Genomic DNA, 24317 nt, shown 5'->3' with positions numbered 1-24317 from the left:
ATGATCGTTTTATATTATACCTTGAGCAATATCTCCTGTAGAAAAGCTATAAATTGGTTTCACGAAAAAGAGATACCTATAGCTGAAAAAAATATTAGTGATATTTCTAAAAGTGATCTAATACACACTTTACGTTTAAGTGAAAATGGTTTTTTAGATTTATTAAGACGCCCAGCCCAGTGTGAGGACTTCATGAAAAGTATGATTGAGGATGTATTGGAGATGTCGTTTAATGATAGTGTTAAATTTATACTGAGTCATCCTGAGATACTCAGACTGCCACTGATTATTGATAAAAATAAATATATTGTGGGTTATAATACAGAGAAAATAAGAATTTTTATTAGTAGAGCTTATCGAAATACTCGACTAAATTAATAACTCCAGAAAGTTAGGATGACTTTTGATATAATTTTTCATCAAAACTTTAAGAACATTTATATTGTCCCTTTCAATATGTTGAATGCAGAATAGTTTGGAGTAACTAAAAAAACGCCAGCTTAGAGGCTGAACGTTTTTTTCTTTTATTGTTCACGTAGTTCAACAAGAAGATCTTTCGTCTGAATCGCTTCACCTGAAACGACATGGATATCTTCAACTGTAGCATCAAATGGTGCTTCAATCGTAGTTTCCATCTTCATCGCTTCCGTTACCATGAGGGCCTGTCCTTTTTTGACTTTCTCACCCTTTTTAACAAGGATATCTAAAACAGATCCGGGCATGGTTGCACCGATTTGTTGGGGGTCGGTACTGTCCGCTTTACGTTTAGCAACAACTTGTGTTTTTATAGATTGGTCTTTAACACTGATTTCACGTCTTTGACCGTTTAAGTTAAAGAAGAGTATCCGATTTCCTAAGATGTCAGGTTCACCGATTTCATCCAGACGGATAATCAACGTTTTCCCTTTTTCGATTTGTACTTCGATTTGTTCACCCATGCGCATACCATGTAAGAAAGTTTCCGTATCAAGTAAAGTAACAGAACCAAAGGCATCCTGCATTTTTTGATAGTCTAAGAAGACTTGTGGATACATAATATAACTGAGCACTTCATGTTCTTCAGCCGGATAGCCTAACTTGCTTGAGAGTTCTTGCTGGACTTGTGCAAAGTCTACCGCAGGAGCATGAAGTCCTGGACGATCCGTCAAAGCTTTTTTATTTTTAAGGATAAGAGATTGAAGTTTCTCGGGGAAACCACCTACAGGTTGGCCAAGGTTCCCTTGGAAGAAGGACACAACTGACTCAGGGAAGTTGAGTTCTTCTCCTTTAGCATAGACATCTTCTTCAGTTAGATCATTTTGAACCATAAAGAGAGCCATGTCTCCGACAACTTTAGAACTTGGAGTGACTTTGATAATATCGCCAAACATCATATTTACTTTACTGTACATGGCTTTAACTTCGTCAAATCGAGCATCAAGTCCTACTGCTGCTGATTGTGCCTTGAGATTTGTATATTGCCCTCCAGGCATCTCGTGTCGGTATACTTCCGTTTGAGGACTAGTAATACCTGCCTCAAAAGGTGCATAATAGCGGCGTGTATCCTCCCAATAATGGTCAATCTGCTCTGCATTGCTGATGTTCAGCGCTGCATGACGTCCCCCATGCTCTAAAGCATAATAAAGTGACTGCATTGAAGGCTGAGATGTACCGCCAGCAAGTGAGGCGGTTGCAACATCAACGATATCTACACCCGCTTTGATAGCACCTGAATAAGTAATAATACCATTACCCGCTGTATCATGTGTATGCAGATGAATCGGTAAATCAACCGTTTCCTTCAAAGCCGTTATCAAAACATAGGCCGCTTGTGGTTTTAGGAGCCCTGCCATATCTTTAATCGCCAAGATATGAGCACCGGTAGCTTCTAGTTCTTTCGCTAAATCTTTGTAGTATTTTAAATCATATTTTTGACGCGTTTTATCTAAAATATCGCCCGTATAGCAAATCGTTGCTTCAGCTATTTTTCCTGTGTCACGAACAGCTTGGATTGATTTTTCCATCTGTGGCAACCAGTTGAGACTATCAAATATACGGAAGACATCAATGCCTTCTGCAGCTGCTTTTTGTATAAATTCCTGAATAACATTATCAGGATAGTTTTGATAACCTACGGCATTTGAACCACGGAATAACATTTGGAAAAGTGTATTTGGCATTTGTTCACGCAATTTGCGTAGACGATACCAAGGAGATTCATTTAGAAAACGGTAAGCTACATCAAATGTGGCACCACCCCACATCTCCACAGAGAATAAATCCGAGAGACCTTGATCAACGGATGTTGCGATTCCCTTCATATCTTGAAGGCGCAAACGGGTAGCAAGAAGACTTTGATGTGCATCACGAAAAGTTGTATCTGTCAAAAGTACTTCATCTGAAGCTTTTACAAAATCAACGAGTGCATCAGCTCCTCTTTGGTCCAAAATGTTTTTAGTCGTTAGTCGACTAGAAAGCTCCAGCTCGGGTTGTCGTGCTGGCTCATAATAACGTTTCTCTGTGTGGTCGATTCCTGGAAAACCATTCACTGTGATATTAGAGATATAGTTCAGCATTTTTGTACCACGATTACGCTTTCGTGGAAATTGGAAAAGACTTGTTGTGTTATCAATGAAGGTTGTAGTTGCTTGTCCACTAGTAAACTGTTCATTTTCAATAACATTTTCCAAGAACGGAATATTTGTTTTCACACCACGTATGCGAAACTCGCGCAAGACACGTTGCATCTTATGTACAGCTTCTTCAAAATCAGTGGCATGAGTACAAACTTTGACTAAGAGACTATCAAAATAAGGTGTTACTTCATAACCAGAGTAAGCATTTCCTACATCCAAACGTACGCCAAAACCACCTGGTGAACGGTAAGTATTGATTTTACCTGTATCTGGTAGGAAGTTGTTTTCGGGATCCTCAGTCGTTATGCGGCATTGGATAGCTGCGCCCAAGCATGGAATATCTTCTTGTGCGGGAATTTTGATATCCTGATGAATATCTTTCCCTTGAGCGATGAGAATTTGTGCCGTAACGATATCAACACCTGTAATCATCTCCGTAATCGTGTGCTCAACTTGCACACGCGGGTTCACTTCAATAAAGTAAAAGGCATCGTCTTTGACCAAAAACTCAACTGTCCCTGCATTAATATAACCGACGGCCTGACAAAGTTGAACAGCAGCCTGACATATTTCCTCACGAAAGGCTGGACTTAGTCCCACTGCTGGAGCAATTTCAATCACTTTTTGATTACGTCGTTGAACAGAACAATCACGCTCATGTAAGTGAATGATATTTCCGTGCTCATCTCCTAGAATCTGAACTTCAATATGTTTTGGATTTTCAATGTATTTTTCAACATAAATTTCAGCTGATCCAAAAGCTGTTTGTGCTTCTGACTTAGCACGTGCATATCCGTCACGCATTTCCTCAATATTCCGTGCGACACGCATGCCACGTCCGCCACCGCCAAGAGCCGCTTTTATCATCACTGGATAACCATATGTTTCAGCAAAGGCAAGGGCCCCATCGATATCTACTGCACCATCTGTACCTGGAATCCCTTGAATCTGTGCCATATCTGCTGCTTTTTTCGCCTTGATCTTATCCCCAAAGATATCTAAGTGTTTCAGATTTGGACCAACAAAGACCAGTCCTGCTTCACGAACCTTTGTCGCAAATTCTAGATTTTCTGAAAGCAAACCATATCCTGGGTGAATCGCATCTGCACCCGCATCTAAAGCAATACGAATGATGTCATCAGCATCAAGATAAGCATCTATCGGTTTTTTACCTTGTCCGACTAGATACGCTTCATCTGCTTTGAAACGGTGTACCGAATATTCATCTTCTTTAGCATAGATGGCAACGGTTGACAGACCTAATTCATTACTGGCACGAAAAACACGAATGGCAATTTCACCACGGTTGGCAACGAGCAGTTTTTTCATACAATCCCCTATCTTCTTCCCTAATATGTTGTGTAATGTGGTTGATGATACCTTATAAATCTAAAAATCAGGCTCTTATAAGACATCAGCAACCAAATTAAGAATTTTCACAACATACAAACTTTATAAAAAAAGCTAAGTTGATTAGCTTTTTCTTAACTTTAGCATTAAACCTTAAACATTTCTAGCATATGTGCTTGAAAGCTCTCTCACTTCTCTACGTTTCTCATCTGCTGAGATATTCAAGACAAAAGCAATCCCCAATGACAAAACAAGGAAAGAAGATCCTCCTTGTGACAAGAATGGGAAAGTAACTCCTGTTTCAGGAATAATCCCAAAAGCACCACCAATATTGATAAATACTGAAATCAGAAGTGTCGAACCTATACCCATACAAATCATTGAATTAAAGGCATTTCTTGCACGAATTCCTACTTGAAGAATACGCACAATCATAAAGAACAAAATGCCTAAAATGATAATTCCCCCAATTACCCCCAACTCCTCAATAACAATCGAGAAGATAAAGTCTGTATGGGCTTCTGGCAAATAACCATTTTTCTCAATAGAATTACCTAGTCCACGTCCAAACCAGCCGCCATTACTTACAGCATAGTAAGAGTTTGCCATTTGATGTCCATAAGTGGATAAGCCACTAAAAGGATTGACCATTGCTTTAAATCGAGCATTGACGTAGTGTCCCGGGATAACGTCACCACCTACAGCATAAAGGTAGGCAATAAAGGCAACCATAGCTCCCAAGATTATCTTACCATAGCCACTAAACCAACGCCAAGAAATACCACTAGAAGCAATCATTACACCGGTGATCATCGCCATAATGGAGGCATTACCCAAGTCAGGCATAAGAACAAGGATACCTAACATAAGGAGAATCCAGAAACGCCAGCCACTAAACAGTTTTTGCCAGATTGTTTCTCCTTTAAAAATAGCAGAAGCATCTTTTTGATATATTTCTTCCTGTTTTTCTGAGAAAACAGAAGCCAGATACCAGACAACAAAAAACTTAGCATACTCCGCAGGCTGAATCGTACCAACACCGGGAATAGGAATCCAACCGTGGGCACCATTGGCCGAAGTTCCAGGGCCTACCCGTGAATATATCATCGCCGAAATGAGGAGGAAAAGTACCCACCCAATCATTTTCTTGCTTTTAAGTGCACGCAGTTTCATACGATAAATAACAGCAATAGCGATAAAACTCAAGAGCATAAATGCCCCTTGGTTAATTGCCATTTTATAAGGTGAGAGTCCCAGCGCCAACTGATAAGGGACTGTTGCTGAAAAAACCATAACGATCCCTACAGCTGACATAATCAGATAAGGAATCAAAATAGAATAATTCAGAAAATTTGCTTTCTTCAATCCATCATTCATTTTAAGTTATCATTTCATTTCTATTATTTTTTAACATTTTTTATTATACCATTTTTTCACAAGCATTTTTATAGATGTGCAATTATTTTAAAAAATAGTAGGACTTAGACGTAATAAAAACTGTTTAATAGATCCTAAACTTCACGGTGTAGAGTGACCATACGTTCTTTTGGACAAAACTTCATAGTTTCTACTTTTTCGGGATGACTGCTTTTATTTTTGCTGCTAATATAATTTTTACTCTTGCAGCTTGTGCAAGCTAATGTTATTTTCACCCTCATTCTACGATACTCCGTTTTCTCAAGTATTTGCGGAAATTAGTTAAGGACCAGAAAAAATTAACCACAACAAAGAGACTTGTCACTATAAAAGCCATTCGATAAGAAATCCAACCTGCAATAGCCGAGCCAACGATTGGTCCGACGACTACACCAAAGTTCGAAAACATTTGGTTGTAAGCAAAAATACGGGACACGCCTTCTTTAGGAGTTATTTTTGCTAAAAGTGAATTAACGGAAGGCATAAGAGCACCTGTACCAAAACCAAGCATAAAGCGTAAAATTCCTAACTGCAAGGGTGTTGTTACAAAAGCCATCGGCAAATACATGGCAAAGCTGAAAGCTAAACCAATTAAGATTAAGCGGTGAGCACCGTACTTGTCGCCAAGTTTGCCAAGTGTACTTGAAGACATCATAGCAGAAAGACCTACAGCTGAGACGATAAGCCCTGAGATGAACATCAGATTACTTGTGTTCGTGGTTAATGTCTTGATATAAAGAGTGACAAAAGGCTCTATGGACTGAGTTGTCACCTGAATAATAAAGCTCGTAATAAGCAAGCCAAAGAGTATTTGTTTATTGCTTACCCGGTTGACAATTTCTTTTGTGGAAAGCATTTCGTCTTTGGCAACAGGCTCGAAATTTTCGTGAACAAAGAGGACGGTTAATATTGTTGCAAGAGCAAGCAGTGTACCCACGATGAGGAAAACATTGGCCATTCCAAACCACTGAGCGAGTAACCCACCAATAGAAGGTCCGATCAGAGTTCCTGTAATCATAGCTGTCGATAAAATACCTAAAGCATAGCCAGAGCGTTCTTTAGGTGCTTGCGAAGCTATCATTGCCGTCGAGTTGGGGATGAATCCTGAAAAGAAGCCCATGAGACTTCGCATGAGCAGCAACCACCAGTAACCACCCATGTGATGTGAAAAGGCAATAGCAGACATCGTAAATGTCATGGCAAAAGAAGCTCTTACCATCATTGGTTTTCGGCCATATTTGTCCGCAAGTTTACCCCACATCGGAGCAACAAGTCCTGAGACAAGTGCTGTCGACGCAAATGCTATTCCAGAAAATAACTCAACATTCGACCCTGTCACGCCCAAACTTTGAATATACAAAGGTAAAAATGGCATTACCAAAGAGAAGGATGAGCCGACAATGAAACAGCCGATCCATGTGATCCATAGGTTTTGTTTCCAATTTACATTTCTGTTTTTGTTTTTAGTTGATTTACTCGTGTTAATCCCTCTTTTCTATTATTTTCAATAATTCTTTGATTTTTGCATAGGTCTCAGAAATCTGTCCTGAAGTGTCAATAACTCGTGTGGCATACTTTTTCTTTTCTGCCAGCGGCATCTGCGCTCGAATACGTGCTTGAGCTTCTGCTTCTGTCATATTATCTCTAGCCATGATACGCTCGATCTGAATGTTTTCTGAAACAGCGACGAGCCATATCTCGTCAAAGCCATCATAATGCTGCTCCATGAGCAAGGGAATATCCATAATAATAGCTTTATCTGTTTTTCCCTCTTTCAATAAAGCATCACGCCTCGCATAGATTTCACGACGAATGATATGATTTTGAAGCTTTGCTAGTTTTTCCCTCGCCTCATCATTTGAAAAAATCAAATCCCCTAGCTTACGACGATTTAACAATCCTTTGTCATCAAAGTAAGTATCACCAAACTCTTGCATGATTGCCTGGTAAAGCAAACCGCCGGGTGCTTGCAGTTCACGGACAACCTGATCCGCATCAATAATAGGATAACCCTGAGAACGCAAAAAATCAACCGCCGTTGATTTCCCAGAAGCTATTCCACCTGTCAAACCGATTACTTTATTCATAGATTTATTATAGCAGAATTTTCATTTTTAGTGTCAGTTACTTTTTTTGAGGATAAAAAAACAGCTTATCCCGAGGATAAAACTGTTTTTTCTTTTTAGATATTTGATGTGTGCATTACTTCATCATCATCTTGTGAAAGAACTTCGTGGAAGACACGTTCAGTCAATTCTTGTTTTTGTTCTGGAGTAAGATATTTAGTGTTTACACAGTAACCAGAGATACGAACGATAACATCTTCGCCATTCATGATTTTGCTGTAAACATCTTTGAGGTCCATGACGTTAAGGTTAACGTGTTGTCCACCTTGACCAAAGTATCCATCAAGGATTTGAACCAAGTTATCCACTTGTTCGTCACGTGTTTTACCAAGAGCGCGTGGTGAAACTTGAGTTGTCAATGAAATACCGTCATTTGCGTGCGCAAATTCAAGTTTTGCTAATGAGTTCAAGTTTTGAAGCCATCCGCCACGTGCTTTGTTTGATGGGTTCGCACCTGGTGAGAAGAATTCTACTTTAGATTTATTCACTGAACCATCTTCGTTGAGGAATACACCTTTATGAACTGGAGAGTTACCAGTTTGTTTAGAGTATGCAACGTTTGAAGTGATAGTCAAGAGTGATACAGTAGCTTCAGCATTTTTGTAAAGTTTGTGTGAAGCTAATTTTTCGTAGTACATCTTCATCAAAAGTTTAGCGATATCGTCTACACGGTCATCATCTTCACCATAACGTGGGAAGTCGCCTTCGACTTCGTAGTCATAGATGTAGCCATTTTCATCACGGATTGTTTTAACTTTAGCATATTTGATAGCTGAAAGTGAATCAACTGTGTTGGCAAAACCACAGATACCGAAGCCCATGTTGGCACGGACACGTGTTGGCAAGAAGGCCATTTGTACAGCTTCATAGTTGTATTTGTCAGTCATGTAGTGGATGATGTTCATCGCATCTACATAAGTGTCAGTCAACCAAGTCAATGACTTGTCAAAGTTTTCCATAACTGTTTCGTAGTCAAGGACTTCGTCAGTTACAGGTTCAATATCAAATACTTTATAGTCTTTGTGAACATCGTCATAACCACCGTTCAAACCAGTCAACATAGCTTTTAGAACGTTAACACGCGCACCAAAGTATTGGAGATTGTGACGTTCGTTTTCATTTTCTGGATCAAGTGGTGACACACAACATGAGATACATGACATTTCGCCATAGCCTTCTTTAGCCATTGTTTCAACACCTTCATATTGAATAGAAGAGTGTTTGTGTGACATAGACATTGAGTAGCGTTTAAAAGCATGTGGCAATTTATCTGACCAAAGGACAGTTAAGTTTGGTTCTGGAGCGTTACCGATTGTATCCAAAGTGTTAAGGAAACGGTAATCCATTTTTGTAACACGGTGACGACCATCGTTACCCATACCAGCCATAGATGTTGTGATGAATGTTGGGTCACCAGAGTAAAGTTCATCATAGGCAGCAGCACGAGCAAATTTCATTGTACGAAGTTTCAATACGAAATCATCAACAAATTCTTGAAGCTCTTTTTCTGTAAATGTACCACGTTCAAGGTCACGCTCAGCAAAGATATCAAGAACGATTGGCACACGTCCAAGAGAAGTTGCTGCACCATTGATAACACGACATACAGCCATATAAGCAATGTTAATCCATTGGATAGCTTCTTTAGTGTTCAAAGCTGGACGGCGCACATCGAGTCCGTAAAGATCACCAAACTTCGCAACTTGATCAAGTGCTTGATATTGCATGTTGATTTCTTCTTTAAGACGGATAGTTTCTTCAGTGATTTCAGTAATAGCATCCCACTCGCGTGCTTTTTCTTTCATCAAGTAGTCTGCACCGTAAAGTGCAAGACGTGCGTAAACACCGATGATACGTCCACGTGAGTAAGCATCTGGCAAACCAGTTACTGTATGCGCGTGACGTGCTTTACGGATAGCTGATGTGTAAGCACGGAAGATACCGTCATTTACAGAAGTCATTGTAGTATCCAAAACTTCGTGTAATTCTGGATCAACGCTGAGTCCGTGTTCTGTCAAGATTTTTTCTGCTACACGAAGACCACCTTTAGGCATGAAGTTCAAACGGAAAAGTTCGCTGTTTTGCATACCGTAAATGAGTTCGAGATCTTTGTTTTCAGGATCAATGTAACCAGCAGGAATTTTATGGATAGAAGTAACACGGTCTGTGTCAAATGGGAATCCCACTTCTTCATAGTGCGCTTTTGTTGTTTCAATAATGTCTTTTACTTTAAGCGTACGTTCTGTTGGTCCTTCGAGGAAGCTTTCGTCTCCATCGTAAGGTTTGTAGTTGGCTTGAACGAAGCGTGTTACGCTAGCTTTGTCTTGCCAGTCTGATCCTTTGAAACCTTCCCAGGCTTGCTCAAAGATTTCTTTAGTTTCTGTTTTCATGTAGAAAATCTCCTTTGGTCTTTCTGTTTCAGATTACTTTTTCATTATATCATACAGTTTACTAATTTCAAGCGATATTTGGAAATGATTGCACTTTCTTTACTAGTACAGTTTGATTTTTAGCATAAACTGTTATAATTTGTGCTATATTTAACTTGTTTTTTCCTGATACAAATCCATATCCTAAGAGACAAAAAAACCAAGCCTCTCGCTTGGTTTTTTACTTGATATACATTTATTTGAAATTTTAGTTTGTTTCAATCAAACCAATATTTCCATCTGTACGACGGTATACGACATTAGTGCCATCGGTATCAGCATCGGTAAAGATATAGAAATCATGCCCTAGCATGTCCATTTGGAGTACTGCTTCTTCCGCATCCATAGGTTTCAAAGAAACGTGTTTTGTACGAACAATTTTCACTTGTTCTTCGTTCACTTCTTCATCAGCATCAAGTGGTGCAAACTCATCTCCGAAAGATTGTCCTGTAGGAACATTGATTTTAGATTTACGGTTCACACGCGTTTTGTACTTGCGAATTTGACGTTCTAACTTAGCTTCGACAAAGTCAATAGCCGCATACATATCATCTGCTGTGTCTTCCGCACGTAAAGTTACATTCTTCGCGGGAACTGTGACTTCTACTTTATAGCGTCTATCGGAGTAAACTTTTAGATTGACATAGGCTGTTACTTCATGACCATCGTTAAAGTATTTTTCAAGTTTTCCAACCTTATCTTCAACATACGAGCGGATTGAATCTGTTAACTCAAAATTTTCACCACGGATATTATATTTGATCATAGAGTCTACCTTAACGGCTCTTTTGTTGACTCTTCACTGTTTAACGACTAGCGGGACAGTCAAGCTTCAAGAACCGTCCTTTCTTTATTTCTAATTTAATTATAATATATAATCGCTTACAAGTCAATCAATAACACTTATTCTAATCTTTTTATTAGAAGAACCTACAGATACCGTATCACCAGGCTTAATCTCTTCTGCAAGCACTTGCTCACTTAGCAAATCTTCAACTTCACGTTGCAAAGCTTTACGTAATGGACGTGCACCATACTCCGGGTCGAAACCTTTGTCAGCAATAACTTTTAGTGCGGCTGAAGTAAATTTGAGGGTGATGTTTTGATCTTTCAAGCGAGAAATGAGCGATTTGCTCATGATTTTTACAACTTGTTCAATTTCTTTTTCTGTCAACGAGTGGAAAACGATGGTTTCATCAATACGGTTCAGGAATTCTGGACGGTATTGTTTTTTCAACTCTTCCATAATTCTTGATTTCATCGCTGAATAGTCGGCGGAGATGGATTTTGCACCAAAGCCAACCGTTTTATCATCACGAATGGCAGTTGCGCCAAGGTTGGAAGTCATGATGATAATTGTATTGCGAAAATCAACCTTACGACCTTTGGTGTCTGTTACAAAGCCATCATCTAAAATCTGGAGCATAATATTGAAAATGTCTGGATGAGCTTTTTCAACTTCATCAAAGAGAATGACGGAGTAAGGTTTGTTTCTTACTTGTTCTGTCAGTTGTCCACCCTCATCATAACCAACATATCCAGGAGGTGCACCAATCAAACGTGAAGTCGAGAATTTCTCCATGTACTCACTCATGTCTACACGAATCATACTTTCTTCACTCCCAAACACACTTTCCGCTAAGGCCTTCGCTAGTTCCGTTTTACCTACACCTGTAGGGCCTAAGAACATAAAGGAGCCCAGTGGTCGTCTACTGTCAGCGATTCCTGAACGTGCACGTCGAATCGCCCGAGAAACAGCTGAGATGGCTTCTTCCTGACCTACTACACGCTTGTGTAATTCTTTTTCTAAGTTAATTAGACGTTCACTTTCTGTTTTAGTCATTTGTTGGAGTGGAATACCTGTAAGATTTGAGACTACAGCATAGACATCACTTTCTTGGACCAAAGGATTATCTTGTTCTGATAATGGAAAGTTATCAATTTTATTTGTTAACTTTTGAATGCCTTTTTCAATATCCTGCGCAGCAGTGATGTCAAGAGCTACAACCGCATCTTGCAGTTTTAGCTCTTGCTCTTTGAGTTCTGCTTTCAGCTCGTCTAATTTACTATAATTTGTCTTACTGGTAATCTTAACTTTAGCAGCAGCTTCGTCAAGAAGATCGATTGCTTTATCAGGTAAACGGCGACTTGGCATATAACGATTGCTCAAGGTTACTGCACGTTCCAAGGCTCCTTCGTCAAATTTAACAGTATGGTAGGCTTCAAATTTTTCCTTCAAACCTTGTAAAATTGCAACTGTCTCATCTTCTGATGGTTCTTCTACATTTACACGTGCAAAGCGGCGCTCTAAGGCTTCGTCTTTTTCAATATATTTTTGATATTCTTGGTAGGTTGTGGCACCAATAAGTTGGAACTCACCCCGAGCTAATGCAGGTTTCAAGATGTTTGAGGCATCATTTACAGAATCCATACCCCCACCAGCTCCAATAATGGTGTGTAACTCATCAATAAAGACAATCACATCTTTATCGTGCGTAACTTCATCGACAATCGCTGTTAAGCGATCTTCAAACTCCCCACGGAATTTCGTCCCAGCTACAACCATAGCCATGTTCAACGCCATGATACGGCTTCCACGTAAGCCTACAGGAACATCCCCCTGAGCAACGCGGGTCGCAAAACCTTCGATGATGGCTGATTTTCCGACTCCTGGTTCACCAACTAAAACGGGATTGTTTTTAGTGCGGCGACTAAGTATATGAATCAAACGTTCAACTTCACGATCTCGACCAATCATTGGGTCAAGTTTGCCATCACGCGCAGCTTTCGTCAAATCTGTAGATACTGTATCCAAAGTTGGCGTTGTTGTTGTTTCCGAAACTTTTCCTGATAAGTTTCTTTTTGATGCAGGAGTCACTGCTTTACGGCGTTCAGGCACGCGTAAGTAAGCTTTTTGCTCCAGCACCTTACGAAGATTCGCAATATTGATATTTTGCTCTCGTAAAAGTTGCCCTGCAAAACCAGCGTCGTTAGCCAAAATCATATATAAAAGGTGCTCTGTACCCACACGATTTTTGTCATTATTTTGCGCCAAAGCTTTTGCTTGTTCAATAATATTCTCAACTCTTGGGCTGAGCTTTATTTCGGATTTTTTTGTTTTGACTTGGCTTGAGAAGTCCTCAATATCAATCAGCATTTCTTCTAAATCGAGTTGCTCCGAATTTAGTAAAGTGAATGCTAATGAAGCTGGGACTTCAGCTAAAGCAGCCAAGAGGTGTGAACTTTCAACCCAAGCGTAGTTAAATTTATGTGCATAGTCTAAAGACTTCTCAAGCACACGAATTACTTGTGGTGTAAAGTCCTTTTCATTAAATTTCATCATCTCGATCCAATCTCTGTAGTATTTTTATCATCATTTTTGCCCGACAGCTTGTGGAAATATTATTGTCAGCTAAGAGCAAGAGAAGAAGATTTCCTTCTCGTTCCGTCAAGATATTCTCATCAAACAAGAGTTGAAGAACATCTTGAGCCATACCTTCTGTCAAATTTGCTGGCATCTTTTGCGCCAGATCAAGCAGAAACTCATGCTTTGCGGAGTAATGATACTTGAATATTTTGATATAACCTCCACCACCGCGCTTTGATTCAACATCAAAGCCTTTAGACGGGGTAAATCGGGTTTTAATAACATAGTTAATCTGCGAAGGAACCACGTCAAACTGACTGGCCAAATCCGCACGTTTAATCTCAATTTCGCGCGCCTCTTCTAACAGCTTTCGTAAGTAAGCCTCGATAATATCTGAAGTATTTTGAGCAGACATAGAACCCCCAATCTTTGACCTTTGTTGACTATTATATCGAAATTTTTGATATTTTACCAAAAATAGTGGCTGAATCTATACTATAAATAAAAAAAGTGTCCCTCATGGACAAACTTTTTTTATTTTATTTTACGTCAATGATCTTGACTTCAATTTCACCCATTGGAAGTGGAATTTTAACCACATCACCGACTTTACGACCAATCAAAGCTTGAGCAATTGGTGACTCATTTGAAATTTTACCTGAGAATGGATCTGCTTCCGCAGTACCCACGATTTGGTATTCTTCTTCTTCGTCATCCCCAATTTCTTGGAAAATAACGGCTTTACCTAGTGCAACTTCATTTTTGTCGATATTAGCATTATCAACGATTTCAGCATAGCGAATCATTGTTTCTACAGTTGAGATACGGCCTTCGATAAATGCTTGTTCATCTTTAGCTGCTTCATATTCTGAGTTTTCTGAAAGATCGCCATAGCTACGTGCAATTTTGATACGTTCAACAACTTCTGGACGCTTAACCAATTTAAGGTTATCTAATTCTTGTTCTAGTTTTTCCAGACCTTCTTTGGTCATAGGGAACGTTTTTTCTACCATTTTTTTATCCTTTTTTAAAATCTAATTAATTACCAGCTGCAATTGCATCATTGACATACTTTTGAACATTGATATTTTGTTCTTCAAGTGTCTGTGCGAAGTAAATTTTACCTTCTGTATCTGCGACAAAGTAAAGATAATCGTTTGCAGTGGGATTCAAGACCGCTTTAATTGCTGACAAACTTGGACTAACTATAGGCCCAGGACCCATTCCTTGATACAAGTATGTATTGAACGGTGAATCCAACTGTGTATTAATAGCCGCTTGTTGATCCAGTGAAGTATCTTTACCTAATTTTCCTTCAGCATAAAAGATACCTGTATTTGAATCCAAAGTCATGCCTAAGTTAAGGCGGTTAAAGAAGACTTGTGCCACATTACGACGGTCATCATCACTGTTTGCTTCTTTTTCCACAATGGCCGCTAAGCTCAGAGTATCATTGACTGAGAGTTTTGCTGCTTCCATTTGTGCATAGAGTGGTTCAAGCTGCGTATTTGTTGTTGAAAGCATGGTTTCAATCAAGCTTTCAACAGTTGTTTTTTTACTGTATTCATAAGTTGCCGGGAAGAGGTAACCTTCAAGCTGATATTTAACTCCACTGTCTTTTGCTGGTAAGCTTGCAAGAAGTTTAGGATACTGTTTTTTCATTTTCTCAATAAAAGCTTGATCCTGTACCTTCTTCATAAATTCATCTTTTGTAAAAGGAGTTTTATCATTTTTACTGTCTGAATTTACGGTAACAGCCTGAGCAATTTGTTCAAGTGTGTAGCCTTCTGGAATCAGAATTTTACCCAAAGTTGGCTCTACGGGATGCTCAGTTCCGCCTTGCTCCAGTAAAGACGCTATGTCAGACAGGGACATACTTGGTGAAAGATTGTAGTAACCGCTCTTGAAACCACTAAAGTTTTTAAACTTCGTATAGTATTGAAAAACCATTCCGTTTTTGATGATACTTTCTCTTTGTAAAATATCACCAATTTGTTTGCTACTCGCACCTACTGGAATATTAATCGCTCGCTTTGAAGTATCTGCGGTATTAAGAGGTTGTACTCCGTCTCTAATAAAAGTATAACCATAAAATCCTGTGCCGGCAGCAGCTAAGAGTAAGACCACAACGATAACGGCGATAATCTTACCCGAGGTAACTTTCTTCCTCGATTTTGATTTCTTAGGCTTTCTCAGCGATTTCTCAGTAGCTTCTTCATTATGTGCTTCTGAACGGCGATTTCTGTGTCTATTTTGTTCCTTTTCCTCTGGCACAGCTTTGGGAATAATTTCTGATTCTTTATCAAAGTCTTCATCAAAATCTTCGGCTACTTTTTCCTTACGTTTCAGACGCGAATAGTTTTGACCTTGACTAGCTTCCAGCATCTGTTCACGAATGGTTGCAAAATCTGGACGCTCTTCTTCACTCGTTTCGGCTATAGTTTCTTCAAAAGTCGTGCTTGATGATGTATCGGATAATTCTGAAGCCTCTACTTCTTTTTCAACTCCAGAGTCCTCTAACTCTTCAGTTAATTTAAATGTCGTAGGGCGTTTAAATTCTGAAAAATCTGTCCGTTCCCGGCGGGTACGTCTACTGTGGGATGAAGCAAGTTCTTTGTTGGACTCACGGGCATAGTTTTCAAAAGTCCCGTCCGTGTTTGCTCGATTGCCTTCTTCAAGTTCACGTAAGATCTTGTCTTTGAAACTTTCTCTCGAAAACTTCTCCGTATCTTTATCTACCAAGGTTAATCCTCCTTATCACGTTTTAGCTTACAAATAAAAGATAAAACGCAAGTTTGTTGGGTAATATTCACAAAAGCGAGGTCAAGGACCTCACTCTTTTAGATTTTAGTTATCTTCTGAGTCGTCGTCTTCATCGTCATCATCTTCATCGATTTCGACGTCTTCATCCACATTGTCCAGTTCAACTTCAGCAAGTTCAGCATCATAAGCTTGAACTTCGTCTTTCTCATCGTCTGGATTCTCATCATCATAAGTCATATCGTCAGATTCGTTACCTTTATCGATGTGTTCATCTTCAGGGTCCACTTCATCTTCAATACCAAACGCATTAACTTTTGTACGTTTTTTCGTTGTCTTTTCTTCGTCATCATCGATTTCATCAAGAGCGATAACTTCTTCGTCGATTTCGTCAATAGCATACCATGAGCGAAGGGCCCAAACGTTATTTCCCAATGGAATAAAGCTTCCATCCGTATTCATTTCTGTATAAAAACGTGCAATTGTGGCTTTAATCTCGTTATCAGACTTTTCTAGGTAATCTTGGACAGTGTTCAAGATTTCAGCGAAAGCCATCTCCTTACCATTTTGTTCCAAAATTGCATGAGCAACTTCAATCATTGAAAGTTCTTCGATTTTTTGTCCTTGTAATGCTTCAATTTTCAAACTTTTTTGCTCTCTTTCAGATTTTCTTTTTCTATATTATATTAAATTCGCTTCATTGTCAATATGTAAACGCATTTAACCAGTTTAATATTTAGTAACTTTTCTATAAATATCAGTACTAGAGAAGGTCCATTTAGACCTTCTCTTAAGCTTTTTAGTAATGCATCAGAACTTTATAATCGTAATTACCAAGTTTTTCACGACCCTTAAGCTCATCAAGCTCGATAAAGAAAGCACAACCAACAACAATACCGCCAAGTCGCTCAATCATTTCGATAGTCGCTTTGACTGTTCCACCTGTTGCCAACAAATCATCCACAATCAAGACACGTTGTCCTGGTTTGATAGAGTCGGCATGCATTGTCAAAGTGTCTGTTCCATATTCTTTTTCGTAGTCTGCAGAAATAACTTCACGCGGTAATTTTCCTGGTTTACGAACAGGAGCAAAACCTACTCCAAGTGCAAAAGCAACTGGACATCCCACGATGAAACCACGCGCTTCTGGGCCAACTATCACATCAATTTCTTTATCACGTGCATATTGCACGATTTCGGTAACTGCGTAATTGTAGGCATTTCCATCAGCCATAAGTGGTGAGATATCGCGGAAAACGATACCTTCTGTTGGATAATTTTCAATCGTTGCAATGTAATCTTTAAGTTGCATGTGCATCTTCCTCTTTTAATTTTTTATAAATTTCTTTGACAGGTGATAAAGCGAAAAGCTCTTGAAATTTCACGATTTCTTGAAGTTCTTGATAAATGCTACTCTCAGAAATCTCTCGTTTTTCAGCTGCTTTATTTACGCTCATCATACCGTTTTCAATCGTCACAAAGTTCAATTCTTCAAAAATTTGAATCATTTTCACGAGTAAAATATCGGGTATTTTCAAAAAATCTGCTAAATCTTTCAGTTTAAAGCGAATATCAAATTCCGGATACTGATAAATCGCCTTGTAGAAGCGAGCAAATTGCTCACGGGATCCTGAACCTGTCAGATAATAATTTTTCTTGATTGTATTTTTAAAATAAATCAATTCAAAATCTTGCTCATGTATTAATTTAGCTAAAGCAGATAAGGCTACCTTATCTGTTGGGGCATCTTCAATAATAAGCACTTCTTCTATTGTACCATTTTTCACTTCATTATGGACAAAACGTATTGTATTTTTGGGTAAATCAATTTGCCGACTTCGGATATCTAACAGTTCGATTCCATTTACTCTTGCATCAGCAACCATCACTTGGACTGTCGTATTACCATTCCATGTATTGCTAGACAGAGTACCTACAAGTTCTGTATCGCTTTGCTCAAACTCTAAGCTCTCAGACCCATGCCCAAAGTATACTGCATCGAGGGATTGGCCTTTTTGGTCTAATTTAAGTTTTAAGTGACTGTTGTCCTTGCCCATACTCCGTACCTGATCAACTTTATAGTCACTAATAAGGAAGTGTGGTTTAGGATTATCCATACCATAAGGTGCAAGCTTAGCTAAACCATGAATCGTTTCGAGACTGATTTGGTCAAATTGAAGTTTTCCTTGCAGTTCCAACTCACTCTTGCCTGACATATCAATATTATTTTCTAAGATAAAATCCAACATTACTTGTTTAATAGCATCAAGATTTTCAAGAGCAAAAGTCATACCAGCAGCCTGCTTGTGACCTCCAAAAGCCATAAATAAATCCCGATGCCCATCAAGTGCTTCAAATATATTGTAACTTTCAATTGAACGAGCCGAGCCTCGAAGTATGCCATCTTCTTCTGAGAGAAGAACCATAGGCTTATGAAATCGCTCCAGCAAACGCCCTGCAACAATACCAAGTACACCTTTATGCCAGTCTTTATGATAAAGTATTTGGACTGGTTCATCTGTTATCATGGTTAGGGCCTGATTAAAGATATTTTCTACAATAGCTTTACGCTCGCTATTTTTTTCATCGATCATCTGAGCAATCTCTGTTGCCGCTTCCTCATCCCAGCCTGTCAATAATTCAATAGCAGGATTGGGATCATCTAAACGGCCTAAAGCATTGAGACGAGGTGCGATTTGAAAACCGACGGTCTCCTCATTGACTTGATCAAAGTCAGTTCCCGAAATCCTCATCAGTTCCATCAACCCAGCCCGTTCAGTATTAGCCAGGACTTTAAGACCATGACTAACTAAAATTCTGTTTTCATCTGTGAGGCTGACCATATCTGCAATTGTACCAATAGCAACGAGATCCAGCATATCTGAGGGAATATAGTCGAGGAGTGCCGTTGCTACTTTAAATGCCACACCAACACCTGCCAGATATTTAAAGGGATAGTTTGATTCTGGATGTTCAGGATGGACGATGGCATAAGCATTCGGTAACTCGGAAGGCATACTATGATGATCTGTTACGATAACATCAATTCCTTCACTTTGCGCATAGGCAATCGCTTCATGTCCTGCCACACCATTGTCAACCGTAATAATCAAGTCGATATCTTCATTTTGAATGAAATATTTATAAACATCAAGGTTTGGGCCATAACCATCTGTAAATCGATTAGGCAAGTAAACCTGCGTCTCAGCTCCTAACTCATCAAGTGCCGACTTCATCACAGAACTGGCAGTCATCCCATCAGCATCATAGTCACCATAAATCAAGATATTCTGACCATTTTCGATTGCTGCTAATATTCTTTTGACTGCTTTATCCATATCATGCAACAAAAAAGGATCATGTAGCTTTTGAAGAGCGGGATTCAGAAAAGCTTGGATTTCTGTTTCTTCTTTTATGCCACGTTGCCATAGGATCTGTGCTGTTAATACATCTAATTTATACTTTTTACTTAACTTAAGAAATTCTTCGGGTAATTCAGTTTCAGTTAATTTCCATATATATTTTGATTTAATCAAGTCTCCTCCATTTAGCCTTAGCTCTTGAAAAACTTACTTATAATTGAAAAACTTATTGCTTATATAATCCACAAAAGCTGGGAAAACCGCGCGTAGTTTTGCAACTGCGGCGAGTTGAAGGGGTAAGTTCATTTCTCTTTTGTTTTTTCCTAGTATTTTTTCAATTTTCCTTGCAACATATTCTGCACTGATAGCATTTTTTCCTACTTTTTCTAGGTAAGCTTTGTTGTTTTTATGAAACTTTGTTTTGACAGGACCAGTATTCACCGTTGTCACTATTAACTTTGGATTTTCTAAACGTAGTGCATCTGAAAAAGCTAATACTGCAGCTTTTGATGCTGCATAAACAGTTGATTTCGCTGTTGGAAGCTTCCCAGCTATTGATGCAATATTGATTAACTGAAGCTGAGGCTGCAAATCGCGCGTTAATTTTATCAAATCGAGAGTGTTCACTTTAAACATTTCTTCAATCTGCTCATCTGTTAGATTTTCGAGGCGCTCAAACTGACCAAAACCCGCATTATTAATAAGTATATCTATTCTTTCAGGCAATTCTGGTTGAGGTAACGAGCGGCTAAGCAAAAAGAGATTATCATTTTGCAGTCGTTGGATTAATGCCTGAGCAATATCACCACTAGCTCCGGTTATAACTATATTTCGTTTAATCAATTTTTTCTTCATAAAAATCTTTTGCAATATAAGAGTTGGCATGAATTGCTCGGGCTTCTTGAGCAAGTTGAGCTACGAGTGGACCGACATAGCGGGCGCTAATATGTGTCAAGATTAAACGTTTTACCCCTGCTTCTTGGGCTACATCTGCAGCCTGCTTCGAAGTGGAATGCCCATGCTTACGTGCCATCTTTGACTCTTTTGCTTCATAAGTTGCCTCATGTACTAAAAGATCAGCTCCAACCGCGAGACGAACAGCACTGGGAGTCCTTCTTGTGTCACCAAGTATAGTTACTACTTTTCCACGCTTATCCGCACCGATATAATCCTCTGGAAGGAAAACTTTTCCCTCATGCTCTACAGCTTCTCCCTTCTTAATTTTGCCAAAGAGTGGGCCAAAAGGCAAACCTGCCGCCTTCAAAGCTGCTGCATCTAACTCGCCCGCTCGGTCTTTTTCTACTACACGATAGCCTAAACAAAAGATGGTATGGTCGAGAGTGTCGGCATAAACTTCAAACGTATCATCTTCAAAGATTTTGCCAGCAGTATCGATTTCATGAAAATATATTTTATATCCAAGACGCGATCCAGACATCCGTAAAGCTGTTCGCACGAAGTCTTTCAAACCCTTTGGACCATATAACTCTATGTCTGTATGCTCCTCATCTTTACTTGACCCCTGAAAAGAACGGCTGGATAGAAATCCTGGGAGTCCAAATATATGATCTCCGTGGAGATGAGTAATAAAGATTTTGGTAATTTTTCGTGGTTTAATTGATGTCTCTAAAATTTGGTGTTGTGTCGCTTCTCCACAATCAAAAAGCCATATTTCATTACGCTCATCAAGCATTTTTAAAGCAATAGACTGTGTTTTTCTCGTTCGTGAAGGTTGTCCCGCACCTGTACCTAAGAATTGAATATCCATATTTTCCTCAATATTCTATTTGTAGTATTTCATATCTGCTTATGCACTCAAATAAAAAACATTTCTTATCTTGACAGCTTTTTACTCACTCTCTTACTATGGAAGAAAACGAAGTCAGAATGTAAAAAACATTGTGCAGCTCACAATGTTTTACAGCGCTCAAAACAAAAAATTTATCCGTCTGGAGGGAATCGAACCCCCATCGCAAGAACCGGAATCTTGCGTGATATCCATTACACTACAGACGGCACTGATAACTCTATCATTTTACAGGAAATGTGAAGAAATTTCAAGTCTTCTTATTTCAAGAATTCCTCTAAAAAAGCATTAATATCTTTATAACTCTTATCTGCAATAGAATTTTTCTCCTTACCAATATAAGCTGTTAATAATCCAATTTCTTGAGCAGGAACAATATCATGTTCAAGTAAGTCCCCCACCATGAGCGTTTCCTCACGCATAAAGCCTTCTTTTTCCAGTATATTATGGAAAGCTTGAGGATCAGGTTTAGTCAAACCTGTTTCAGCTGAAATATAAACTGGAAACAAGTTTTCAAAACCAAACCGCTTAATTTTTTCCCGCTGCTCCCAACTTTCTCCATTACTTAAGATTACAATATTATAATCCTTTGACAGTTCCTTTACTCGGTGTAGTAGGGCTTGGTCAACACTTATTTCTTCAAGCAAGGTGGTAAGAAAAATATCAAAAAACAAACGGATGAAGTTTTCTTTATAGTCAATGGCATAGTAATCCAGAACCAACCGTACACGCTCTTCACGCAACTGCTCAATGGTCATCTTACCTTCATGCACTTGGGGCCACAATTGCTCATCAAACTCCCGATATTTCTGCATAAAATCATCTATTGAAAATTCAGCACCGAAGTCAATCAAATCTAAAAAAACTCTACGATGTGCAATCTCCCAGTATTTCTTAAAAGGAAAAAGAGTATTATCCCAGTCAAAAATAATATTTTTTACCTTCTCCATAGTCTAAAACCTCTCTTTCCACTCCCTTAAAAGTTTATCACTTTCACTTCTTTATATCAAATTAATTAAACACTGAAAGTAAGGGAGTCAACCCCTAAGGATTCGTTGTATTCCCGTTTCAAAACTTGTGATGTGGAACTCTGGAAAGCGTGTTTGGAATTTATCTGAATTGAAAAGATTATCCACATCATATCGCGGAAGAAGCTCTTGTAATTCTTTTGCTTTCTTACTAAAAATACTGGCTAACTTAAATTGCCACATTTTGATGATTGAGTAGTTTAAACCTTTCCCTTCCACTTTTTCAGACAGCTTGATTATTTCTTCATAAGTCAAGCTACGATCACAAGGCAAATGCCAAGTTTGGCCATAGGTGTCCTCTTGATTTGCAATTAAAGCCATTGCTCGACTTGCATCAGGTGTCCAAATTAATGTCCTTAGACTCTGTTCAGTAATCGGAACTTTAATTTTCCTGTTTTGCTTGATAGCATTGAAAACCATTGTGTTTGTTATACTTTGAGTATTATCTGGCCCATAAAATTCTGGTGCACGACAGATAAGGGCATTCACTTCCTTGTCTTCAATTGCTTTAAGCACCATTTCTGCTAGACATGCCCGTACTTTTGATTTTCTTCCTTTTGGCGCAAATATTGTGTCTTCATATTGAATTTCTGAATTCTTCGGATACATATAAGTATTGTCAAAGAAAACTAATTTGCTTTGATGAATTTTACAGGCTTCCAGAACGTTTTTCATTATGATTGGAAACTGTTGCTCCCACATTACTGAATTCATAGGAAGCCCAACAGTAAAGTAAACTATCTCACTACCTGCTATTGCAGCACTGGCTTCAGAAAAGTTAAGTAAATTTGCTGGGTATAGCTGGTCGCTCTCATTTACTTTTTGGGGCTTTCTACTGACAAGTCTGAGTTCTTTTGTATAATTTTTATATAATTCTTTAGCTAGCTCTTGACCAATCTGGCCATTACTACCGAGTATTGTTTGCATTAACTTATTTCCTTTATAAGAATTTTAGCGACAGAGCGTACAGAAAAAGGATTCTGGCCTGTAATTATTTTCCCATCTTTTATTGCATAATCTGTATAAAATCTTTTTTTATTCCAAGTCGCTCCGTGCTCTTTGGCCATCTTTTCATTCAGGAAGGGTACGATTTTTTTCTTTCCTGCAATACGCTCCTCTGCTGTAGTAAATCCTGTTATATTTTTATCTGAAATAATATACTTACCGTCTTCATCTTTGAGGTTAAATAGTCCTGCTACACCATGACAAACAGACACTAAGTAGCCATTATTTTTATATATAGAAGTGGCTATACTTTGAATTTCTGAGTTATCTGGAAAATCCCACATCACGCCATGACCACCTGTAAAATAAAGGGCTACATATTCATCTGGATTAACTTGTTTTGGTTTCAATGTATTTTTCAAAGCTCTATCTGTAAAATCCTGGTCTTCATAGATTTTCCAGATTGCATCATCCATATATTTCATGCTTCTTGGGTCAAGCGGTACATACCCACCTTGGGGGCTAACAAAATCATAAGCAAAACCATTTTTTTGTAGCTCATCTACAAACTCCGCACTCTCCCCTAGCCAAAGCCCTGTCGCTTCATTTGTTCCTTTATATCTGCTAATATTTGTTTCAACAATTAAGATTTTCTTCACTTATCTTCACCTACCTTCTCCATGATGACTGTTACCTCGTCTAAAAAGTGTTGTAATTTCGCGATTTCTGAAGTATTATGATCAAGATAATAGAAATTTCTTGTTCCCTCTGAGTGATAATTGACTATCTTTGCTTGTTTCAAAATTTTCAAGTGATGTGAAATTGCTGGGCGAGATAAACCTGTCGCTTCAGTCAAATCTCCCACTTGAATTCCATTACAATCGCTTTCTTCTAGGAGCTTAATGATAATCGCTTGTCTTTTCTCATCCCCCAGAGCAATCAAGAAATCTCCTACTTCATGAAGCTCTTTTTTCAAATTATCAAATTTTTCCATACTCCCCCCTTAATGGTTTATATTTTTAAACTATTAAACCATTAATTTTGAAAATAATCAATAAAAGGGTTTTGAAGTATAAAAAAAATCATATCAAGCAAGACTACAGTCAGCATTG

The 24317-nt window shown here is 38.7% G+C and carries 21 protein-coding genes and 1 tRNA gene; 1 reads left to right on the top strand and 21 read right to left on the bottom strand.

Going from position 1 to position 24317, the window contains the following annotated elements; all coding sequences use genetic code 11:
- Entirely contained in the window at nucleotides 1-378 is a 378-nt protein-coding gene (locus I6G50_RS00410; RefSeq protein ID WP_042753121.1) for an ArsC/Spx/MgsR family protein, read from the top strand.
- Between the two features lie 146 nt (nucleotides 379-524).
- Here I6G50_RS00410 and I6G50_RS00405 read toward each other — a convergent pair whose 3' ends face one another.
- The 21 genes from I6G50_RS00405 to I6G50_RS00305 form a co-directional block, all read right to left on the bottom strand.
- A complete protein-coding gene (locus tag I6G50_RS00405; RefSeq protein WP_197908843.1) occupies nucleotides 525-3944 on the bottom strand; it encodes a pyruvate carboxylase in 3420 nt (1139 codons plus the stop codon).
- Nucleotides 3945-4118: 174 nt separating this feature from the next.
- Entirely contained in the window at nucleotides 4119-5342 is a 1224-nt protein-coding gene (locus tag I6G50_RS00400) for an FtsW/RodA/SpoVE family cell cycle protein (protein WP_003135153.1), read from the bottom strand.
- A 134-nt stretch (nucleotides 5343-5476) separates the two neighbouring features.
- Nucleotides 5477-5623 (bottom strand): 50S ribosomal protein L33, encoded by a 147-nt coding sequence (rpmG, locus tag I6G50_RS00395; protein WP_057139633.1) that lies wholly within the window; start codon nucleotides 5621-5623, stop codon nucleotides 5477-5479.
- A complete protein-coding gene (locus I6G50_RS00390) occupies nucleotides 5620-6756 on the bottom strand; it encodes a multidrug efflux MFS transporter (RefSeq protein WP_003135154.1) in 1137 nt (378 codons plus the stop codon). The genes rpmG and I6G50_RS00390 overlap by 4 nt, the downstream gene beginning before the upstream one ends.
- A 106-nt stretch (nucleotides 6757-6862) precedes the next feature.
- Nucleotides 6863-7468: a dephospho-CoA kinase gene (coaE, locus tag I6G50_RS00385; RefSeq protein WP_197908842.1), complete on the bottom strand. Its 606-nt coding sequence runs from the start codon at nucleotides 7466-7468 to the stop codon at nucleotides 6863-6865.
- Nucleotides 7469-7563: 95 nt separating this feature from the next.
- A complete protein-coding gene (gene pflB, locus I6G50_RS00380) occupies nucleotides 7564-9897 on the bottom strand; it encodes a formate C-acetyltransferase (RefSeq protein ID WP_197908841.1) in 2334 nt (777 codons plus the stop codon).
- Nucleotides 9898-10144: 247 nt separating this feature from the next.
- Nucleotides 10145-10702 carry a ribosome hibernation-promoting factor, HPF/YfiA family gene (hpf, locus tag I6G50_RS00375; RefSeq protein WP_197908840.1) on the bottom strand — a complete coding sequence of 186 codons (558 nt, stop codon included), beginning with the start codon at nucleotides 10700-10702 and terminating at the stop codon, nucleotides 10145-10147.
- A 123-nt stretch (nucleotides 10703-10825) separates the two neighbouring features.
- Nucleotides 10826-13276, bottom strand: a complete 2451-nt coding sequence (locus I6G50_RS00370) for an ATP-dependent Clp protease ATP-binding subunit (RefSeq protein WP_197909386.1) — start codon at nucleotides 13274-13276, stop codon at nucleotides 10826-10828.
- Nucleotides 13266-13718, bottom strand: coding sequence for a CtsR family transcriptional regulator (locus tag I6G50_RS00365; protein WP_197908839.1), 453 nt, complete (start codon nucleotides 13716-13718; stop codon nucleotides 13266-13268). The genes I6G50_RS00370 and I6G50_RS00365 overlap by 11 nt, the downstream gene beginning before the upstream one ends.
- 124 nt (nucleotides 13719-13842) lie before the next feature.
- On the bottom strand, nucleotides 13843-14316 hold the full coding sequence (gene greA, locus I6G50_RS00360) for a transcription elongation factor GreA (RefSeq protein ID WP_197908838.1): 474 nt from the start codon (nucleotides 14314-14316) through the stop codon (nucleotides 13843-13845).
- Nucleotides 14317-14341: 25 nt separating this feature from the next.
- Nucleotides 14342-16045 (bottom strand): endolytic transglycosylase MltG, encoded by a 1704-nt coding sequence (gene mltG, locus I6G50_RS00355; protein WP_197908837.1) that lies wholly within the window; start codon nucleotides 16043-16045, stop codon nucleotides 14342-14344.
- Between the two features lie 105 nt (nucleotides 16046-16150).
- Nucleotides 16151-16708, bottom strand: a complete 558-nt coding sequence (gene rpoE / locus I6G50_RS00350) for a DNA-directed RNA polymerase subunit delta (RefSeq protein ID WP_003135163.1) — start codon at nucleotides 16706-16708, stop codon at nucleotides 16151-16153.
- Nucleotides 16709-16862: 154 nt separating this feature from the next.
- Nucleotides 16863-17375, bottom strand: a complete 513-nt coding sequence (locus I6G50_RS00345; RefSeq protein ID WP_003135164.1) for an adenine phosphoribosyltransferase — start codon at nucleotides 17373-17375, stop codon at nucleotides 16863-16865.
- Nucleotides 17365-19599 (bottom strand): single-stranded-DNA-specific exonuclease RecJ, encoded by a 2235-nt coding sequence (gene recJ, locus I6G50_RS00340; protein ID WP_197908836.1) that lies wholly within the window; start codon nucleotides 19597-19599, stop codon nucleotides 17365-17367. The genes I6G50_RS00345 and recJ overlap by 11 nt, the downstream gene beginning before the upstream one ends.
- Before the next feature lie 33 nt (nucleotides 19600-19632).
- Entirely contained in the window at nucleotides 19633-20280 is a 648-nt protein-coding gene (locus tag I6G50_RS00335; protein ID WP_197908835.1) for an SDR family NAD(P)-dependent oxidoreductase, read from the bottom strand.
- A complete protein-coding gene (rnz, locus tag I6G50_RS00330; RefSeq protein ID WP_197908834.1) occupies nucleotides 20261-21193 on the bottom strand; it encodes a ribonuclease Z in 933 nt (310 codons plus the stop codon). The genes I6G50_RS00335 and rnz overlap by 20 nt, the downstream gene beginning before the upstream one ends.
- 176 nt (nucleotides 21194-21369) lie before the next feature.
- Nucleotides 21370-21441: transfer RNA gene (locus I6G50_RS00325), tRNA-Arg, on the bottom strand.
- A 51-nt stretch (nucleotides 21442-21492) separates the two neighbouring features.
- Nucleotides 21493-22182, bottom strand: coding sequence for an HAD family hydrolase (locus I6G50_RS00320; protein ID WP_197908833.1), 690 nt, complete (start codon nucleotides 22180-22182; stop codon nucleotides 21493-21495).
- Between the two features lie 87 nt (nucleotides 22183-22269).
- Nucleotides 22270-23187, bottom strand: a complete 918-nt coding sequence (locus I6G50_RS00315) for an NAD-dependent epimerase/dehydratase family protein (RefSeq protein ID WP_197908832.1) — start codon at nucleotides 23185-23187, stop codon at nucleotides 22270-22272.
- Complete coding sequence (locus I6G50_RS00310; protein ID WP_197908831.1) at nucleotides 23187-23864, bottom strand: type 1 glutamine amidotransferase domain-containing protein; 678 nt, start codon at nucleotides 23862-23864, stop codon at nucleotides 23187-23189. Before I6G50_RS00310 ends, I6G50_RS00315 begins: the two co-directional genes overlap by 1 nt.
- Nucleotides 23861-24199 carry an ArsR/SmtB family transcription factor gene (locus I6G50_RS00305; protein ID WP_197908830.1) on the bottom strand — a complete coding sequence of 113 codons (339 nt, stop codon included), beginning with the start codon at nucleotides 24197-24199 and terminating at the stop codon, nucleotides 23861-23863. The genes I6G50_RS00310 and I6G50_RS00305 overlap by 4 nt, the downstream gene beginning before the upstream one ends.
- Between the last annotated feature and the right edge of the window lie 118 nt (nucleotides 24200-24317).

The sequence above is a fragment of the Lactococcus garvieae genome (assembly GCF_016027715.1).
GTDB classification, from domain to species: Bacteria; Bacillota; Bacilli; order Lactobacillales; family Streptococcaceae; genus Lactococcus; species Lactococcus garvieae_A.
The sequence above is the reverse complement of the archived record's forward strand: the minus strand, read 5'-3'. Positions and strand labels throughout refer to the sequence as shown.

Coding starts and splice junctions, on each gene's coding strand:
- I6G50_RS00410 (WP_042753121.1), top strand. CDS start 1: ATGATCGTTTTATATTATACCTTGAGCAATATCTCCTGTAGAAAAGCT.
- I6G50_RS00405 (WP_197908843.1), bottom strand. CDS start 3,944: ATGAAAAAACTGCTCGTTGCCAACCGTGGTGAAATTGCCATTCGTGTT.
- I6G50_RS00400 (WP_003135153.1), bottom strand. CDS start 5,342: ATGAATGATGGATTGAAGAAAGCAAATTTTCTGAATTATTCTATTTTG.
- rpmG (WP_057139633.1), bottom strand. CDS start 5,623: ATGAGGGTGAAAATAACATTAGCTTGCACAAGCTGCAAGAGTAAAAAT.
- I6G50_RS00390 (WP_003135154.1), bottom strand. CDS start 6,756: ATGCCATTTTTACCTTTGTATATTCAAAGTTTGGGCGTGACAGGGTCG.
- coaE (WP_197908842.1), bottom strand. CDS start 7,468: ATGAATAAAGTAATCGGTTTGACAGGTGGAATAGCTTCTGGGAAATCA.
- pflB (WP_197908841.1), bottom strand. CDS start 9,897: ATGAAAACAGAAACTAAAGAAATCTTTGAGCAAGCCTGGGAAGGTTTC.
- hpf (WP_197908840.1), bottom strand. CDS start 10,702: ATGATCAAATATAATATCCGTGGTGAAAATTTTGAGTTAACAGATTCA.
- I6G50_RS00370 (WP_197909386.1), bottom strand. CDS start 13,276: ATGAAATTTAATGAAAAGGACTTTACACCACAAGTAATTCGTGTGCTT.
- I6G50_RS00365 (WP_197908839.1), bottom strand. CDS start 13,718: ATGTCTGCTCAAAATACTTCAGATATTATCGAGGCTTACTTACGAAAG.
- greA (WP_197908838.1), bottom strand. CDS start 14,316: ATGGTAGAAAAAACGTTCCCTATGACCAAAGAAGGTCTGGAAAAACTA.
- I6G50_RS00345 (WP_003135164.1), bottom strand. CDS start 17,375: ATGCAACTTAAAGATTACATTGCAACGATTGAAAATTATCCAACAGAA.
- I6G50_RS00335 (WP_197908835.1), bottom strand. CDS start 20,280: ATGAAGAAAAAATTGATTAAACGAAATATAGTTATAACCGGAGCTAGT.
- rnz (WP_197908834.1), bottom strand. CDS start 21,193: ATGGATATTCAATTCTTAGGTACAGGTGCGGGACAACCTTCACGAACG.
- I6G50_RS00320 (WP_197908833.1), bottom strand. CDS start 22,182: ATGGAGAAGGTAAAAAATATTATTTTTGACTGGGATAATACTCTTTTT.
- I6G50_RS00315 (WP_197908832.1), bottom strand. CDS start 23,187: ATGCAAACAATACTCGGTAGTAATGGCCAGATTGGTCAAGAGCTAGCT.
- I6G50_RS00305 (WP_197908830.1), bottom strand. CDS start 24,199: ATGGAAAAATTTGATAATTTGAAAAAAGAGCTTCATGAAGTAGGAGAT.